Raw genomic sequence first — 18,345 nt, 5'->3', positions numbered from 1 at the left:
ATAGGCCAATACAGTTCAGTTAAGCATTTCTTCCTTCTCTTCCTTTGTGTCCTACAGCCCTTTGGGCAAGAGCCTACGGCACGCTTCGCGAACGCTGCGCGCGTGCGTGCTTTGCGGTAGCCTGCGGCACGCCGCTCCGCGTCTACGTTAAAAAATTGATTTAGACAAAAACTGAAGCCTTAACACCAAGCGTATTTCCTTAAAAAAGGGGATATCTCCAAAGACTGAAAATCACTAACTAAACTGTATTGATTCCAACCTTGCAAATGTAAAAATAGACATTTTTGAGAAACTAGATCATGGAAAAATTTCCCCAAAATAAAAATCCCAAAATGGCGATTGTTGGCATGGATTGCTTTGTAGGCAGATGTCAGGGATTAGATGCCTTTGAACGCAGCATTTATCAAGGCATTCAGCACTTTATTCCCCTTCCTCCCCACCGAACACCAGCCATAGAATTACCAGAAGAGACACTAACAAACCCTGAAACCTTCAATAGTAAAACACCATTAGGCGCATACATCAAAGATTTTGAAATTGATGTTTTAAACTTGCTAATACCGCCAGACGAGCTAGATAAATTCAAGCCTCAAGACCTATTGATGCTCCAGGTAGCGAATAATGCCCTGAAAGATGCTGGACTGGATAAACAGACAAAAATGGCAGTTGTGATTGTCACAGCAACAGAAGTTCTCCCCCCTCAAATTAACGACAGTGAATACCCGAATCAAAACACAAATAAATTAGCTAGTTATATTTCCCGTCTCTGGGATGCTGCTAGTCCAGCATTTGCATTAAATGCTGAACAAGATTCTGTTTTCCAAGCCTTGAATTTAGCCCAAAAACTACTAGCTAATAAACAAGTAGATGCTATTATAGTTGGTGCCGTTGATTTGTCTGGACTAGAAAATCATCAGACAAATCTCAACACAGGTGTAAATACCCTCAGTTACGACCAGAACGCCAATGGTTCCGTAGTTGGGGAAGGTGCAGCCGCTGTGGTATTGAAACTCCATGACACAGCAAAACAAGATCAAAATCGCATATATGCGGTCATTGACGCCCTGGGACTAGTAGAAAATTCCCAACTCCACCCAAAAGCAGTAACCCAAGCTTGTCAGGTAGCTTTTAACCTGGCAGATATCAAACCAGATGATATCGGCTATTTGGAAGTTTTTGCCAGTGGTGTTCAACAGCAAGATCAGGCAGAGATTCAGGGTTTAATCGAGGCTTATCGCGTTGCTGAAACAAATCTGCGTTGTGCCCTTGGCAGCGTAAAAGCCAACATTGGGCATACCTATGCAGCATCAGGAATAGTTAGTCTGGTAAAAACAGCACTCTGCCTATATCATCGCTACATTCCCGCGGTTCCCCAGTGGTCTAACCCCAAAACGCCAGCAGAGTGGCTTTCCAGCCCCTTTTATGTCGCTTCTCAATCAAAACCCTGGTTTTTAGAAGCAGAAGCCAAAAAAAGAATCGCTGCCATTAATAGTATGGATGTAGATGGCAGTTATGCACACTTGATTTTGTCAGAGGAACCAAATCAGAAAAATTACAGCAGTAGATATTTAGAGCAAATGCCTTTTTATCTATTTGCGATCGCAGCTGATAATCAATTAAGCTTATTAGAGCAGCTTTCCACCCTCGAAAAAAATATCACCAATTGCACCTCCCTATCTGCTGCCGCTAGCCAGAACTTTACAACCTTTAAAAACCATCAAAAAGGAACCTATGCCTTAGCAATTCTTGGACGCAATCAGGATGAATTAATCAGAGAAATTCACCGCGCATTTTCAGGCGTTACCGCAGCATTTGACACAGGAGAACCCTGGCAAACTCCAATAGGCAGCTACTTTACAGCAAAACCACTGGCAGAACAAGGTAAATTAGCCTTCGTTTACCCCGGTTCCTTCACTTCTTACATTGGACTAGCCCAAAATCTCTTCCGCTTATTTCCCCAAGTTCACGATGACCCAATAATCAGTAACGTTTATCATCGTGTCGCCAATATAGAAAAACTTCTATATCCCAGAAGCTTAACAAAGTTGTCTAACAAGCAACTGGAAACCTTTGAACAGCAATTGATAAATGATCCAGTAGCAATGCTCGAATCGGAAGCTGGCATTGCTGGAATTATCACGGCAATACTCAAAAATTATTTCCAAATACAGCCCCAATCTGTATTTGGATATAGCCTCGGCGAAACTAGCATTATGCTAGCTCAGAGTGTCTGGACTAGCTTTAAAAATACCAGCGATTACTTAAACTCATCCCCCCTCTTTAAAACCCGCCTCTCCGGCCCCAAAAATGCAGTGCGCGAGTATTGGGGATTACCCCAAGCCCAAGATAATCAAGAGCAAGACTTTTGGAGTAACTATGCTCTCATTTGTCCAGTAGCCCGCGTCAGAGAAGCTCTCAAACAAGAAAATCGCGTCTATTTGTGTCTGATTAATACACCAGAAGAAGTTGTAATTTCTGGTGAAACACAAGCCTGTAAGCGGGTGATTCAAAACTTAAATTGTGATGCCTTCCATACTCAAATAAATCATGTAATCCATTGCGAGCCAATGCACTCAGAATATGATGAACTTGTAAGAATACACACCATACCAACTCAAAACGTATCAGGAACTGTTTTTTATTCCGCCGCAGCATACGAACCCATTACTATCGATAGTAATTCTATTGGTCACAACATAGCTAAAACCCTCTGTCAAGAGCTTGATTTCCCTCGGTTAATTAACCGCGTCTACAACGATGGCTACAGAATATTTGTCGAAGTAGGTGTTGGTAGTAACTGTTCAAGATGGATTGGAGAAACCCTAAAGAACAAAGAACACGTTACCATCTCTGTTAATAAAAGAGGTGTAGATGATCATGTTTCTATTGTTAAAGCATTAGCGAAACTCCTCAGTCATCGGGTTAACTTAGACTTGTCTCCACTATATTCTCCATCGACAACAAGCTTAAATAAAACCCAGTCAATGCTCAAAACCATCACCTTAGATAGTGGTAAATATAATGCCTCATCTGTGAAGGCAAAAAACTACCAGCAACCTATCAAAGATACATCTTTAAATACTCTAGAGAATCTAGTTGATAAACAGCAGTATACCCCAGTAAAATCCACTTACAGCTTACTTGAACAAAAACATCTTCCCAATTTACGTAACCCTCATTATCAAAAGCTAAGTGATAACAATACCCGCGTCACCAAAACTCATGCTGTTTTATTGCAGGCACGACAGGAATCACTACAACAAATAAGTTTGCTGCTTCAGCAACAACTAACTATTTACCAAAGGCTAGTTGAACAAGTCAACAAATTACAATAAACCAAAACTCTAGCATAAGTAGGTAAGTAGGTTGGTGTAAATAATTCAAGGTTGGTAGTGAGGGCTTAAGCCCTCTCTATCTCCTGTGGTCGAAGCTACCTTGTAGCAGTCGTAAATGATTTGTCAAAAGAAGCAGGGGAGCAGGGAGCGGGGAGCAGGGGGGAGAGACTGGGACAAAGCTTGTACCCCGCCCCAGCCGAGCGCCCTGGAAGGGCGGGGCTTCTTACCCATGCTCCGCTTCGCTCCGCGCAGAGAGGAAGGGCTTGCTCCCCCTGCTCCCTGCCCCCTTCCCCTCTGCCTCTTCGGTGAGATTGATAAAATCTCTATTGGCACTCCTGCTTGATCCAGGGTATTACAAATACATTCTCACAAATCAAATAAAACTTGCATCTCTTAATAAATCTTTCTGGCTTTAAAAAAGATTTATTAAACTATTACTTCTCTTTTAAATCTTTTAAACTAGAGGGTTAATAACGTGATTAGCATAGATTCTCTTTTGAATAAACAAACTAATTCCCTAAAATTCTCCACTTTGTTTGGCAACCACAATCAAGTTTGGCATGGTTATTTAGATACTGTATCTTTTGATGAAGATGGCATCAAATCTAAATTACTTAGTTTAGCTAAACCTTGTTATATTATCAGTCATCAAGGGCAAATAGGCGTCACGACTGAAGGTAAATATGGTCATACCAAAAATGACAAAATAGAACAAATGGAAATGCTCATCACTGTGCCACCCTTGGCAATTCAACAGCTAGGTGATCCAAGTTTCCTAAATTTTTATGGTGTAAAATGTGCCTATTTAACTGGGGCAATGGCTCATGGCATTGCTTCTGAAGAATTAGTAATTGCACTAGGAAAAGAGAAAATTTTGAGTTCATTTGGTGCAGGGGGTTTATCTCTTTTCCGTATTGAAGCAGCCATTAACCGCATACAACAATCCTTAAAACAGGAACCTTACGCTTTTAACTTACTCCATAGTCCTAGTGAACCTGCTATTGAACGCCGTACCGTTGATTTGTATCTCCAATATCAGGTGAGAGTCATAGAAGCTTCTGCCTTTTTAGATTTGACTGACAACATTGTTTATTATCGAGCCGCAGGACTGAGTTTAGATACAGCTAATCAAATCGAAATCAAAAATAAAGTCATCGCCAAAATTTCTCGCCGAGAAGTTGCTACCAAATTTCTTCAACCTGCTCCTAGCAAAATTCTTAAACAATTAGTTGAGCAAGGTTTAATCAGTAAATTACAGGCATCTCTCGCCGAAAAAATTCCTATGGCTGATGATATCACTGTAGAAGCCGATTCAGGGGGTCATACAGATAACCGTCCGCTGGTTTGTTTATTACCTTCCATCCTGGAATTGAGAGATGAAATACAAAGTAAATATTGTTATGAAAAACCAGTCAGGATTGGAGTAGCAGGAGGAATCGCCACTCCAAAATCAGCATTAGCTGCCTTTATGATGGGTGCAGCTTATGTTGTTACCGGCTCCATTAACCAATCTTGTATTGAAGCTGGAACTTCTCAATATACCAAAGAGTTGCTAGCTCAAGCCGAGATGACTGATGTGATGATGGCTCCGGCAGCAGATATGTTTGAAATGGGGGTAAAACTGCAAGTTCTCAAACGCGGAACGCTGTTTCCTCTCCGAGCGCAAAAGTTATTTGACTTATACAAAAACTATGACTCAATTGACGACATTCCCCAAGGAGAAAGAGACAAATTAGAAAAACAAATTTTGCGAAACAGTTTACAAGCAGTTTGGCAAGAGACGGCTTCTTATTTGTCTCAACGAAATCCTGATAAATTAGCCAAAGCAGCCAATAATCCTAAACTCAAAATGGCGTTAATTTTTCGCTGGTATCTGGGACTATCTTCACGTTGGTCTAGCTCTGGTGAAAAAGGACGAGAAATTGATTATCAAATCTGGTGTGGCCCGGCAATGGGTAGCTTTAATGATTGGGTGAGAGCATCTTATCTAGCTGAACCTCATAATCGGAAAGTGGTTGATATTGCTTATCACATCATGACAGGAGCCGCATTTTTATATCGAATACAAAGTTTAAAAATTCAAGGATTGTATATTCCAGATAATTATAGTCAATATCGTCCAGTTAGGTTTCCTATAAATTGAATATTTTTGATTGATGTTCAAATCAGGTTGATGAAACTATCAATTCAAATAATCCTTGGCGAATATGTCTAACGACAGAAATTTAGGACATCTTGAACAAGTCATGGAAGTTCTAAATAACCGTGCTAAAACATGGAATTTAGTAACTATTAGCCGCATCAATAAATCTCTAGATAGAGAAATTTTGAGCCAGGCTATAGATATGATACAGTATCGTCATCCTCGTCTGAATTCTCGGATTATTAATTCTAATAATCATCTCCGATTCCAAACAGAAGGGACAGCTAAAATTGCTTTGCATATTGTGAATAAATTGGACAATGAGCAGTGGCAAGAAGTAGTTAATGACGAGATGAATAAGAAAATTGATAGTAGCCAAAATCTACTACGAGTGGTGCTTATTCATATCCTGAACGATAATCATATAAGTTACCTAATTACAACAGTACATCATGCGATCGCAGATGGAACATTCAGCATTCAACTGCACTCACAAATCTTCACTTATTACCAGAAAGTTGTATCTGGTGATCTAATTAACCCAGTTAATATACTGCCCCCAATCCCACCCATAAAAAAACTATTACCCCAATGGACAAAGGGTTTTAGAGGTAGGATAAATAGCATTTTATTCTTGTTGCAACTAGCATTTGAAAAAATTTGGCATCGACCGGAAACATTAGGTTTTCAAAAGTACGTTCCCATAGCCAAGCGTCATTGCAATATTATTCACAGACAGCTTAATCCAGATTTTACCCAACAGTTTGTAAATCGTTGCCGACAAGAAAGTACAACAGTAAATAGTGCTTTATGTGCCGCAATGATGTTTACAGTAGGCAGAAAAATTATTAAGCTTAATAGCAAAGATGTCCGAGTAAACTGCCTATCATATCTAGATTTGAGAAGACGTCTCAAACCTGCAATTGATGAGGAACATCCGGCTGTATTAGCCACATCTTTAATGGGGTTTCACACCATCAAGACAAACACCTCCTTCTGGGAATTAGCTCGACAAGTGAAAAAAAAGCTAGATGCTGGTATCAAGCAAGGCGATATCTTTAAGACAGTATTGATTGTCAAGCAACTCATAGATTTTTGTTTTATCTTCCCCAAGCAAGTAGCTGCCACGGTATCTGTTTCTAATATTGGCAAAGTAAACATTCCCAAAGTTTATGGTGAGTTTGAACTAGAAGAAATCAGTTTTGCTGCTTCTCATGCTTTGTATGCAGGTGTTTTTGTACTCCATGCGGCAACTTTTCAGGAAAAAATGCTCTTAAATTTTGTGTTTTCTCAGCCATCAATCAGTCAGCAAATAATGGAGGAACTTGTAAATAATTTCATGTCCTGTGTTTTTGATGTTTGTCACTTCAATTTGGATATGTCTTTTATATCCTAGATGCCAATTAAATGCTGTTAATATTTACCTTAGAGGTATGTAAATGAGTGAATATATTCCTAATTCTCATCTCAAAAAGTCACCTACTGTTGTAGATATTCAAGAGTGGCTAGTTTCTAACATTTCCTATGTATTGGGAGTTGAATCTGACCAAATAGATATCCATGAACCTTTGGAAAACTATGGTTTAGATTCAGGACAGGCGATGATTTTAGCCAGTAAAGCTGAGAAATCTCTAGGATTTAAGTTGTCTCTCCACTATCTGTGGTATTACCCCACTATTGAAGAGCTTGCTCAACGCTTATCTGAAGATTTGCAAGATTCTACCTCAGAAACTTTTCAGATTTAAACGCCAGGCAACAAATTCTCCTGGTATTTCTTTCTTGAGAATAGACACTTTACCAGCATTAGTTAAACCCCCTTGAATCAAGTGTTCTCTTCTCTAGTTTACTTGCAGTTATACAATTTTGGATTAACATTAGGATATTTCAAAAATATGAACGCATCTGAACTTTTAGCCAAGCTTAATCAACAGGGCGTTAAATTGTGGGTAGATAATGGCAAACTAAATGTTCGTTCTCCTAAAGGGGTAATTACACCAGAAATAGAGGCAGAATTAGCTACCCGTAAAGCAGAGCTTTTGGCACTGCTTCAGGAAGTAGATATCAGCACTAAATCTACATCTGTCCCACTAATTCAGGGATTAAGCCTGCAAACTATTGGACGGTTAATTAGCGGATTTATTGGAGAATCACCTGCGGGGTATCAGCCACCAATTATTAATCCTAAAGTTATGGCTCAAAACCTCAGTGTTACCTTTAGACCTTTACCCCCTAATTATCAGAATGAAGCCATTATAGAATTTCGACAAGAATTGGTAAATAAGCTAAAAAGCTATGGGGTAAAAATTCTCTCTTGGGAGGAAGCAACAACTGAATTTTGCTATAAGATTAAACTTCCAGTAATTAACTGGAATCAAAGCTTAAAAATGAGGGGTATTAGAGCAGAAATTGATGCAGTTATCGATATAGAAAGACCTAAGTCTTTGCTAGATAATTTGGGAATATTGATAGCTGAAAAATTGTATAACCTATATTATCGCAGGCAGCTACAAAATCGCGATATGTCCGTTGTAAAAATTGCTAAACTTAGTTCTTGGGCTGAAGATCATGCAGCAAAATATGTTGAAGACCCTACCAATACTCAAGTAATCATAATTACTGAAATAGATCAAAAATTTGTCAATCCTCTAATACCCTATCAAGATAAAATAAATATTGGCATCAATACCCTAGTTAGAACATTTTCCGAAATTGTCATTGGGGTATCATCTGAAAAAATTTCCATTTTAAATATGAATCTTTCTGATTCTATTTTTGCTAAAGATCAAATAGAAAATTTTGTCTTAAAATCACTGATTCCTAAAATATTTGTCCCCATTGCTCCACTTTTACTAAACCGATTTGAAGTAGGAGAGTATAATCCGCATGAATCTAATTATGCTGCAAAATTGGTTAAATTGGGTCAAGAACTGGCTATAACAGGTTTATTTCCACCTGGGTTTAAGCTTTCTGAGGTTATTAAAAGACAGTCCCACAGAGATATTGTCAATGTCATTGTTAACGGCCGGACGGGTGTCTCTTATGGTTTTGTTGCTTATGCAGAACCTCCACAGTATGTAGGTGCAACACAAATAACTGCTAATGAGTGGGAAAATCTTTTATCTGTTGAGGGATTTAGTAGTAATGAACTCCGTCAAAATAAACAAAGTAGACGTTATATTAAAACCATAATTGCTGGAGAATATGTATTTAAGCAAATCCCCGATATTTGGTTAGTTAGTGCTCGTTCAGGTTCTAATAAAACGGACTTGCGTCTTGAGAATGATGTCATCCGCATTGGTTTGAAAGAAAAGTTATATCTCCAATTACCCGCAGGGGTTGGGCAGCAAATGGTAGATATCAAACCTTCTTATGATATCTATGTCATGCTTGCCATTAGTTTGGCAGCTGCTTTGTATACACCAGAATTAATTAAAGATGGTGCGCCAATTGTTCACTTTCACGGCTATCCGGCATTTGATTGGTTTCAGCCGAATGAATACTACGCTGGAGTCGATAATCCTTCTGTACCTTGTGGAACCTATGAATCAGGAGTACTCAATTTTTTAGGCATTTCTAACTTGGCAAATCAACAGATTAGCAATATGAATTTAATTAGTTTGGTAGAACCAGATCATGGAACAAATTTTATCGCCTCTGATGGGGAATATCTAGTTCAAAGGTTGAAGGCTGGATGCCTAGAGCAAAAAATTGAACTAGGTGGTAAACATTTTGCTTCTCTGAAGGCAAATATAGCTAAAGATTAAAATATAAAGAAAGCTACACAGAAGGAATGCGGCGCACCCAGGAATGGTTGCAAAGCACAGACATCAAAAAATTGGTGTAAGAAGTAAGCACCCGAAAATGAGAAATAGTTTATCACTTAAGGGAAAGACTAGCATGGCTTTTAATAATTTCTTGCCAGGTACGATCTTAGAAGGTTTTAATTTTCAAAAAATCATCAAAACCTTGGATTACAGAAAAAAACAAGATATAACTTTGAAAGCAGATGTTGATACTGTTTTAGCTTACAAAGCTTGGATTAAGGATAAAACTAATAATACTCTTGACAAAACAAGAATATTAGGAGTTGTGTCTGTGTCCTCAGGATCTGAAAAATATTTACCCTACACTATACCCAAAATAATTAAACAAGTATCTGAAATAGGTTTGATGGCTGATATAGTCATCGGTTTGAATAATGGTTTTGAATGTCAGACTGTTATTGATCGGTTGAGTTTTCTTCCAGATGTCCAAGTTATTCATCTATATACTGGAGAAAAAGTTGCTAACAATGTGCCGGCTAAAATATTTGACACTTTGAGGTGTGAAGGTGAACCATATTACTTAAGAAATATTGATTTTCAACAATGTAGTCATAGAATATTTATTATCCATCAACAAGAAGGGATATATTCAGCAGGTAAAATTAGAATGTTGGGAGATATTTATAGTTCATTGCTTTTAGAAAGTATAGATAAAGGATGGATACCTCCGGAAATTTTGGTAGCTTTTGATGCTGAATCACAGTTTCTAGTAGAGCAAAATTATCCTGCTATCGAGCTAGATTCTAATGGATTAATGTTAATAGTCACTGAACTACAAAATAAACCAGAAATAGATATTCTTGGTACAAGAACTAGATTGGCTGTTTACCAAAAAACTATGCTAGACGATCTGGAAATTTTATTGCCTAACTTTAGACAAGAGATACCTCCTATCCAATGGTTTATAGAAATTATGCATGGTAAATTCAGGGGCTATAAGTGGAATGCTGGAGGAGGTATTGTTGCTCGAACAAATGTGATGATTAGCTTGTTAGCGGTGATTGCTGAAATGTATCCGGGGACAAGAATTGAAGATGTACATCTCACAATATTAGCCATGCACTCAGGCTTTATCGGTGACATATTTATGGATGTGGTTTCTACAAATAGAACTCCCAGTATTACCGATATGACAATGGATCAGCCACCAAAAAAAGCCTGGATTGAACAAATATATAGATGGAATGCTGGTTATCAAGGATTAAAATTATGTTATGGGCTTCATAACATTAAATTGATAGCATCTGATGGCTTTCCTTGGTTTTCATTAAGGGAACCAATTAAATTTTTGCAAAGCGTGAAGGGAAAGGAAGCAATTAATTTATCCACAGTAATTAAGAAAATAAAATATTTAGCGATCGCACTTCTGGCTTCTCAACAAATCAGGAAAAGGAGTATAGAAAACCCTGATATTCTGCAAGGCAGCGGAGCAAAGGGTTTTTGGTGAAAGTATCTGTCTATGGGATACCCCCAACACCCTAAGGAAGGAAGACAACAAATCCCCCAAATACCCTTAAGAGTTATGACACATTTATCCAAAAATCAGCCGTGTTAATTTTACTATCACGATTAAATTGCATCCAAACTTTATATGTTCCCGCTTGAGGAAAGCTCGTCATAAACTTCACCTGTCCCTCTGGGGTATTTTTAAGAGCATGAGCATGGATATAATCAGATTCTGTTAATGGAGACGAACTTTTGATAATGACTAAATGTCCTTTTTCACCTAGATATGGCTGTAAATCTTTAATGGGCTGATTGTTACTAGCCTCTTTTAAATCAAACTGTAAAGTAACTTGCTTACCAGCCTTGATAGTTTTTTCAGAAGAGGTGAAATTTACTTTAGTACTAGATAAAGTTTTAGTCTTTTCAAACTTTGCCAAATCTTTAGGAAGTGGTGTTGAGCCAGGAATTATGAGTTTCATTAATGAAACTGATTCTTTATTACCTGCTGGTTTATAATCACTAATTAGGGTATAATTACCAGCAGTAGGAAAGCTTGAATTTACTTCAAAGCGACCATTACCTTTATATTCAGGGTGAATGTGCTCGAAAGATATAAGGTCATCTCTAACAACAATTAAATGCATTAACTTCTCTTGGAAAGTGTCAAACTTTGTGACAGATTTTCCCGCAGAATCTTGAATATCAATCACTAAAGGAATAGGCTGATTTGGACTAAGATTTTTGGCGGCAGTCAATTTAGCCTGGGTAGTGACTTGAGATTTTTCTCCCTGATTCATCTCTGCCATTGAGTGTCCTTGATGTTCACTCCTTGCATTTTGTTGATGATTTCCTTGATGCATATCGTCTTGGGAAACCTGTTTTTCAGCAGATTTAATATTCGACGTACAACTTTGAGCGAAAAGCAAGCTAGCAGCGACAATAATTCCCGTAAATAATCGTTTCATTTTTTCCTTATCCCTAACTTAAAATTTAACGCTTAACAAATAGAAAAGCCCTGGCGACTAAAAGTCCTACGCCAGATGCTGCCTCTTTCAACGGAACTTAAGTTTCGACTTTTTCGAGTTTATCAAAACTAGTGACATAGGGACAATTTTTTGCCGAAAAGCCAGAACTTTTGCCAGATAACAAAGGTATGGAGCTTGGTGAATTTTCTTTTGCTAATTTCTATCTTAAACAGCAGTTAACACAGGTTGGAAAGGTTGTAATAAAATCCCTAAAATCCGTTCAACCTCTTTGATGTAATATTCAATTTCATCAATATAAACAGTACTTCCTTCCAAAAATAAAAACTTCCAGTTCGTTCCCGTAGTCACCGAACCATAAACACGTTGCACCTCATTACCTTGATTTTGATTAAAGCACTGAGCCGCAACCATCGCCGCTACACATTGACCAAGACCACCAATAATATCTTCCTTCTTAGCTTCAAAGATTATCGTTACCGGAGCAGTGATAAAAAGTTGCTCTCTAGAACCACTAATAATGTAATCGCAAAATCCTTGTAAACCTCTTTTAGCATCAACATTAAATTCATTACCAGAGAAAAGGGAAATTTGGTTATTTAATAATCGTCTCACTTCTGCTAAAATGGGAGCAATTAAAAACTCTGACCGTGCTTTTTCAGTAGAAATAGAAGTAGCTAACGGTATGTAATCTATCAGCAGAGTTTTTAAAGTTTCTGACGGTAAGACTGGTTTGATCTCAGCAAATAAATTTCGACTTTCATCGAGTGTTAAGCCGAAATCCTTTTTAACTTTAGCAAGACTGAAATCACTGTAAGCCATTTTTTTGTACCTAAATTGATTAGAGATAAAATTTTCTTTTCAACTGTTTATTAGAATGTGAAATTATCCTGTTTTTTATCGTGAATTAACTGTTTAAATCCATAGCGTTTCATAAAATTATTTCCTCAAGGAGCGCCGCTATATTATACACCGTGCAAATGAAGTATATTGAGCAATCACATAGAATATCCAACACAATATCTGACAAAAAGCCGCTTCGAGTCTATCCTTTTATACTCTTCCTTTCTTCCTTTCTTCCTTTGTGTCCTTTGCGTCCTTTGCGGTTCGTTAAATAAATATTCTTTCCTTCAGCAGAAAGCAAGTAAAACCTAATCATCCTTCACCACAAACCACCCCAAAACAGCCAACCCCAACAACAAAGGTGTCAACCAATCACCCCAACCCACATATAGAGTTTGTGTTTGCCGGCGATAAATAATTTCAGCATGGGTTTCATAAGTGTTATATTGCGATCGCCACAATGTTCTACCATGAGGATCAACAAAAGCTGAATATCCGGTATTTGTAGCCCGCACTGCCCATCTATCGGTTTCAATAGCCCGCATGATATCCTGGGCATGGTGTTGGGCTGACATCGCTGGTGTGTAATGGGCATCATTAGAAGAACTGAGGATAAATTGCCCACCTACCGCAGCTTGACGGCGGAATTGTTCAGGAAAAGCTGATTCATAACAAATACCAACAATTGCTCGTCCAAAAGGAGTATCAAAAACTTGATTTGCTGCACCAGGAACTTGATGCTCATCTAGTGGTGACAACCGGGAAATAATGCCACCGATAACTTCTTCAAAGGGAATATATTCCCCTAAAGGTACTAATTTAGATTTATCATAACGGCTGACAATTTTACCGTTTGCAGCAATAGTAAATAAGCTATTTGTATAACTGCTTCCCCGTTGGCCAAATGCACCAATCCAAGCAACTACACCTTTTTGTCGCACTGCTGCAACTAAAGAACTTGTGCTTAATTGATGCTGAAAAAAAGGTAAAGCTCCTTCTGGGGTGAGAACTCCATTTACACCTTGTTCTGCTAAAGTTATATATCCATTGGTGTAACCTTCGATAGCACGACGATATCCTTCAGGACGCAGTTTAATGATGTTGGGAATATTGCCTTGAATAATTCCTATTTTTAAGGCTGTTTCTGGTGGTTGGGCGATGGGATGAATATATAAGAGAAAACCTATGAGATGAGAGGTAATTAATAATGTTGTGGCTGTGGTTAAATATGGATTAATGAACCGCAGAGGCGCAGAGGACGCGGAGGAGTTTTTGTTGAGCCACGCTTCGGCGATTAGTCCGTTGACGGCGACTATTATTGCTGTAATGGTGCTGGTTCCGGAGAGTTGACCAAGATGTAAAATTAGGAGGTTTTGCGGTGACTGGGTGTAAGCGAGAGTACTCCACCACAAGGCTCCTGAACTCCAAAGGCTCTCTAAGGCGCACCAAAAGGCTGTGCCTATAAGTATGCGTAACCACGGTTTTTGCTTGTCTAGGCGCACCAGACAAGCTGCCCAAAGGGATACTAATAACCCTCCCCAGAGGCTGATGAATGCCCAACAGAAGAGGGTGATTAATAAACTTGGAAGCCAGGGAACGCCTAACCAATCCATGGGATGAATGCCGGTTATCCAAGATAGGGCGATGCCGTGATAGCCGATAGCCCAAGCTAAGGCGAAGGCGATAGGTTTTTTTTTGCTGGGTGCAGATTTCACAACCAACACCCAGAGGGGGGCTAGGGCTATCCAAGCGAGGAACCAGGCGCCGATGGGGGCGACGGTTAGCCCCATGAATACGCCGCTAGCGAGGGAAAGTAAAAGGTAAAAAGATAATTGTGGGCTTTTTTCTTTTACCTTTTTACTTTTTACTTTTTCCTTCATAAGACATCGCGGTAAGTGGGAAACTCAGTGTCTTGAGACCTGAGAGGGAAACGACTCGTGCGGTTTTAACCGCCTTGAATATTTTTTCATTACCGCCTTGGAGTTGGGAAATTCGGGGTACTTTTGTGATGTACTTTCAACGGGACAATTACCGATTCAAATTTTCCAACTCTGTACGCATAATGTTTTGCTCCAAAGAGCCTCCCATTTCTGGGGTAATGTTAGCTATCTCCCAAGGGGAGACGCTTCGCGAACGACCTGTTATAAGAGCTTGTTAGGCTTGCAACACTGTCCCAGTGACCTTAGAACTGTTTAATCGCAAGCGACAGAGCTCTTAACTAGTGAAGCAGCGCGGTCTTGGGGGTTTCCCCCATGAGCGACTGCTGAACCCCGAAGGGGCTACGCATTCTCCGGTGTCGTGACTCAAATAACGGCTACCCTTTGACTACGCTCAGGGTGGTCTGGTCAATACGGCTTGCTTGATTACTCTTGCAAGCCCAGTCCCTTTAGGGCTGGGTTACTGACTCCACTTCTTCCAATTCGCCTGTATCACCAGTATCGGGGGGGACTATTGCCACTGCGGTTAGTGCATCATCTTCGTCTAGGCGCTGCACTCGCACTCCTGTGGCCGATCGCGATTGTGTGGAAATCGCATTCACGGCTTGCCGAATGATAATACCGCGACTTGTGACCATCATGATCTCTTCGTCGTTGTTGACTATCCGCAGGGTTGCTAGTTGGTCTTTGGTTTTGCGGTTTTTGAATTTGGTAGCCATTAAACCCTGTCCGGCGCGTTTTTGCAATCGGAATTGGGCAACTGGCACACGTTTGCCATATCCACCAACGGTAATCACTAACACCCAAGGGCCAACATTCCCATTGCTTGGTGCTTCTGCTTCTTCGGTTTCCACTTCGGTTTCCACAATATCTTCGACTTCCGCTTCTGTCTCTGGATTCAAGGTATCCAGGGTTCCCACCAATTCTTCTTCTGTCGTGTTCAAGGTGTCGAGAACTGCTGCTGGTAGGATATCCATCCCCACCAGTTCGTCGCCTTTTTTCAGTTTCATGGATTTTACTCCACGAGTAGCCCTACCGAGGGGGCGTAATTGTTCGTGGTTGCAGCGGAAGTGAATCGCCATCCCATGACGGGAACCAACGATGACGCTATCTTCAACTCTAGCGCGGCGTACCCAGCGCAGTTGGTCGCCTTCTTCTAAGGAAATGGCAATTAAGCCGTTGGCGCGAATGTGGCTAAAGGCTTCCAATGCGGTTTTTTTGATATTGCCGCCTTTGGTGAGCATGACTAGGTATTCTTCGCTGGTAAACTCGTCAACGGGGACAATAGAGGTGATTTTTTCTTCTTTGGGAATGGGTAGCATTTGCACAATCGGTGTACCGCGACTGGTGCGGGAACCGAGGGGAATTTGATAAGCTTTGAGGCAGTAGACGACGCCGCGATCGCTAAAAAATAAAACGCTATCGTGATCACAGCAAGTTAAGAAATGCTCGATGTTGTCATCATCTTTAACTTTAGCCCCAGCTTTGCCTCTGGTAGCACGGCTTTGAGCTTCAAAGGTGCTAACGGGCATCCGTTTGATGTAACCATGTTCTGTCAGCAGAATTAAAGCTTTTTCATTGGCTATCAAATCACGTTCATCAATCTCTCCTTCGGCGTGGGTAATGATTGTGCGGCGGGGTGTGGAGAAGCTAGTTTTGATGATCGAGACTTCGGTTTCAATGATTTCTAGCACCCGCTCCCGTCTGTCCAAGATATCCTTTAAGTCGGCGATCTGGGTTTGTAATTCTTCGTGTTCTAAACGAATTTTATCGGCTTCTAGGGCTGTTAACCGTCGCAGTTGCATTTGCAAAATTGCATCTGCTTGCACTTCCGAAAGTCCGTAATTTGTGATTAACTCACCTTTGGCTGTGGGTGCATCGGGGGCATGGCGAATCAAGATAATAATTGCATCTAAATGGGACAGGGCAATTAATAAACCTTGTAAAAGATGATCCCGTTCTTCCGCTTTTCGTAGTTGGTAACGGGTGCGTCTGTTAATGGTTTCAATGCGAAAATCGAGGAAGACCGATAAAAACTCTTTCAGGGCGAGGATTTGGGGTTCGCCATTCACCAAGGCCAGCATATTCGCCCCAAAGTTGGCTTGGAGTGGAGTTTGCTTGTAGAGGTTGTTGAGGACGACGCGGGGATAGGCATCGCGCTTGAGTTCGATGACTATTCGCATCCCATCGCGATCGCTTTCATCCCGGAGATCGGAGATGCCATCGATGCGTTTATCATTCACCAACTCGGCAATTTTTTCAATTAGTGCCGCTTTGTTGGTTTGGTAGGGCAATTCGGTGATGATAATTGCTTCTTTTTCCGGACGCCCCCGCTGTTCAATGGTTTCAATGTTAGCGACGCCGCGCATGGTGATGGAACCGCGCCCGGTGGTGTAAGCTTCTTTAATCGCCCCTGTTCCCAAAACCAGCGCCCCGGTGGGGAAGTCTGGCCCGTGGATGTACTGCATTAATTCTAGAGAAGTGATTTCTGGGTTGTGAATCAATGCCACTAAACCATCAATCAATTCGCCTAAATTGTGGGGGGGGATGTTGGTTGCCATCCCGACGGCAATTCCAGAGGAACCATTTAGCAGTAATTGGGGGATTCTGGATGGTAGGACTGTGGGTTCTTGTTGGGAACCGTCGAAGTTATCGGCAAAGTCTACTGTTTCTGATTCGATATCTTGCAGTAGGGCGGCGCTGGTAAGTCCTTGCAAGCGACATTCTGTGTATCGCATTGCCGCCGGGGGGTCGTTGTCTACAGAACCGAAGTTACCGTGACCGTTAATTAAAGGCGATCGCATGGAAAAATCCTGCGCCATCCGCACCAAGGCATCATACACAGCCGTGTCGCCGTGGGGGTGATACTTACCCAGCACTTCCCCCACGACACGGGCACATTTTCTAAAGGGGCGATCATGCAGCAGACCTAGCTCATGCATGGCGTAGAGGATGCGGCGATGCACAGGTTTGAGGCCATCCCTGGCATCTGGCAACGCCCGACCGACAATCACGCTCATGGCGTATTCCAGATATGAGCGGGACATTTCGTTCCGCAAATCTGTCGGGATAATCCTCTCCTGTGAGGTTGTCATAGCCTAAAAAACTCCAAAAATCGTAGATTTTAGCCTTTCTAGTTGACAAAATACAAAATTATGTCAAATTAATCTTGAATAGTTGCCATATTTAGCTACAATTTTAACATATACTACCGTTTTTTGCGGGCAGATAAGAGTTAGCAAAAGCGCCTGAAAACCCAAATATTCTATCACCGATAATCATTATAAATATTGATGTATTATTTGTGCCATTTTCATTCCTAAAAATTTATCCATCAAAAATCATGTTTTCTAGTTAAATATAATTCTTTTAATCATGTAAAATCTCTAATATTGAAATTATTAAAATCCGATAAAAACGGCTTAATATATATAAAATATGATAGATAATTTTTTAGAAAAAACCTTAATTTGGCTAAATTATTCTAAGTAATAAAAATGATAACTCCCTGAATAATTTATCGATTAACTTGGTTATATTGTCTATCCAGTTTTGGTTAATCAAGCTCACTCCGAGATAGACCTATTAAAAGGATTTAATGGCATAGATATTTTAAATTCGTCATAACTATCCAACTGACTGAATTTTAAATTTTAAATTTTGGATAAGGGAATTGAAGATTGAAAATCCAAAATTTAAAAAGGGTTATAAGCCCCCAAATTTCTTGGTTAAACAAATCCAAAATCCAAAATTCTTTGACTTGATTGCTGGGGTCAATCTAAAATACAAAATTGTGTGGCACTTATTGCACTATTGATGTTATAAAAATTGATC

The 18,345-nt window shown here is 40.1% G+C and carries 10 protein-coding genes; 6 read left to right on the top strand and 4 right to left on the bottom strand.

What is annotated here, in order from left to right:
* Positions 1-299 precede the first annotated feature (299 nt).
* The 6 genes from H6G32_RS17515 to H6G32_RS17490 all read left to right on the top strand — a co-directional run bounded on the left by H6G32_RS17515 (position 300) and on the right by H6G32_RS17490 (position 10,749).
* Positions 300-3,335, top strand: a complete 3,036-nt coding sequence (locus tag H6G32_RS17515; protein WP_190460586.1) for a PfaB family protein — start codon at positions 300-302, stop codon at positions 3,333-3,335.
* 475 nt (positions 3,336-3,810) lie between these two features.
* Positions 3,811-5,478 carry a PfaD family polyunsaturated fatty acid/polyketide biosynthesis protein gene (locus H6G32_RS17510; protein WP_190460584.1) on the top strand — a complete coding sequence of 556 codons (1,668 nt, stop codon included), beginning with the start codon at positions 3,811-3,813 and terminating at the stop codon, positions 5,476-5,478.
* A 64-nt stretch (positions 5,479-5,542) separates the two neighbouring features.
* On the top strand, positions 5,543-6,874 hold the full coding sequence (locus H6G32_RS17505; RefSeq protein ID WP_190460582.1) for a phthiocerol/phthiodiolone dimycocerosyl transferase family protein: 1,332 nt from the start codon (positions 5,543-5,545) through the stop codon (positions 6,872-6,874).
* 43 nt (positions 6,875-6,917) lie between these two features.
* Complete coding sequence (locus tag H6G32_RS17500) at positions 6,918-7,223, top strand: phosphopantetheine-binding protein (protein WP_190460580.1); 306 nt, start codon at positions 6,918-6,920, stop codon at positions 7,221-7,223.
* Positions 7,224-7,370: 147 nt separating this feature from the next.
* The gene (locus tag H6G32_RS17495) at positions 7,371-9,242 is read left to right on the top strand and encodes a hypothetical protein (RefSeq protein ID WP_190460578.1); all 1,872 of its coding nucleotides are present in this window, start codon (positions 7,371-7,373) and stop codon (positions 9,240-9,242) included.
* 43 nt (positions 9,243-9,285) lie between these two features.
* Positions 9,286-10,749 carry a hypothetical protein gene (locus H6G32_RS17490; protein ID WP_190460576.1) on the top strand — a complete coding sequence of 488 codons (1,464 nt, stop codon included), beginning with the start codon at positions 9,286-9,288 and terminating at the stop codon, positions 10,747-10,749.
* 73 nt (positions 10,750-10,822) lie between these two features.
* On the opposite strand, the gene H6G32_RS17485 is transcribed toward H6G32_RS17490, so the two are convergent.
* From H6G32_RS17485 to gyrA, 4 genes are all read right to left on the bottom strand, one after another.
* A complete protein-coding gene (locus tag H6G32_RS17485) occupies positions 10,823-11,713 on the bottom strand; it encodes a hypothetical protein (RefSeq protein WP_190460574.1) in 891 nt (296 codons plus the stop codon).
* Between the two features lie 225 nt (positions 11,714-11,938).
* Positions 11,939-12,553, bottom strand: coding sequence for a hypothetical protein (locus tag H6G32_RS17480; RefSeq protein ID WP_190460572.1), 615 nt, complete (start codon positions 12,551-12,553; stop codon positions 11,939-11,941).
* A 329-nt stretch (positions 12,554-12,882) separates the two neighbouring features.
* Entirely contained in the window at positions 12,883-14,454 is a 1,572-nt protein-coding gene (gene lnt, locus H6G32_RS17475; RefSeq protein ID WP_190460570.1) for an apolipoprotein N-acyltransferase, read from the bottom strand.
* 506 nt (positions 14,455-14,960) lie between these two features.
* Positions 14,961-17,606, bottom strand: coding sequence for a DNA gyrase subunit A (gene gyrA / locus H6G32_RS17470; protein ID WP_190460568.1), 2,646 nt, complete (start codon positions 17,604-17,606; stop codon positions 14,961-14,963).
* Between the last annotated feature and the right edge of the window lie 739 nt (positions 17,607-18,345).

The sequence above is a fragment of the Cylindrospermum sp. FACHB-282 genome, assembly GCF_014697195.1.
Taxonomy (GTDB): domain Bacteria; phylum Cyanobacteriota; class Cyanobacteriia; order Cyanobacteriales; family Nostocaceae; genus Cylindrospermum.
The sequence above is the reverse complement of the archived record's forward strand: the minus strand, read 5'-3'. Positions and strand labels throughout refer to the sequence as shown.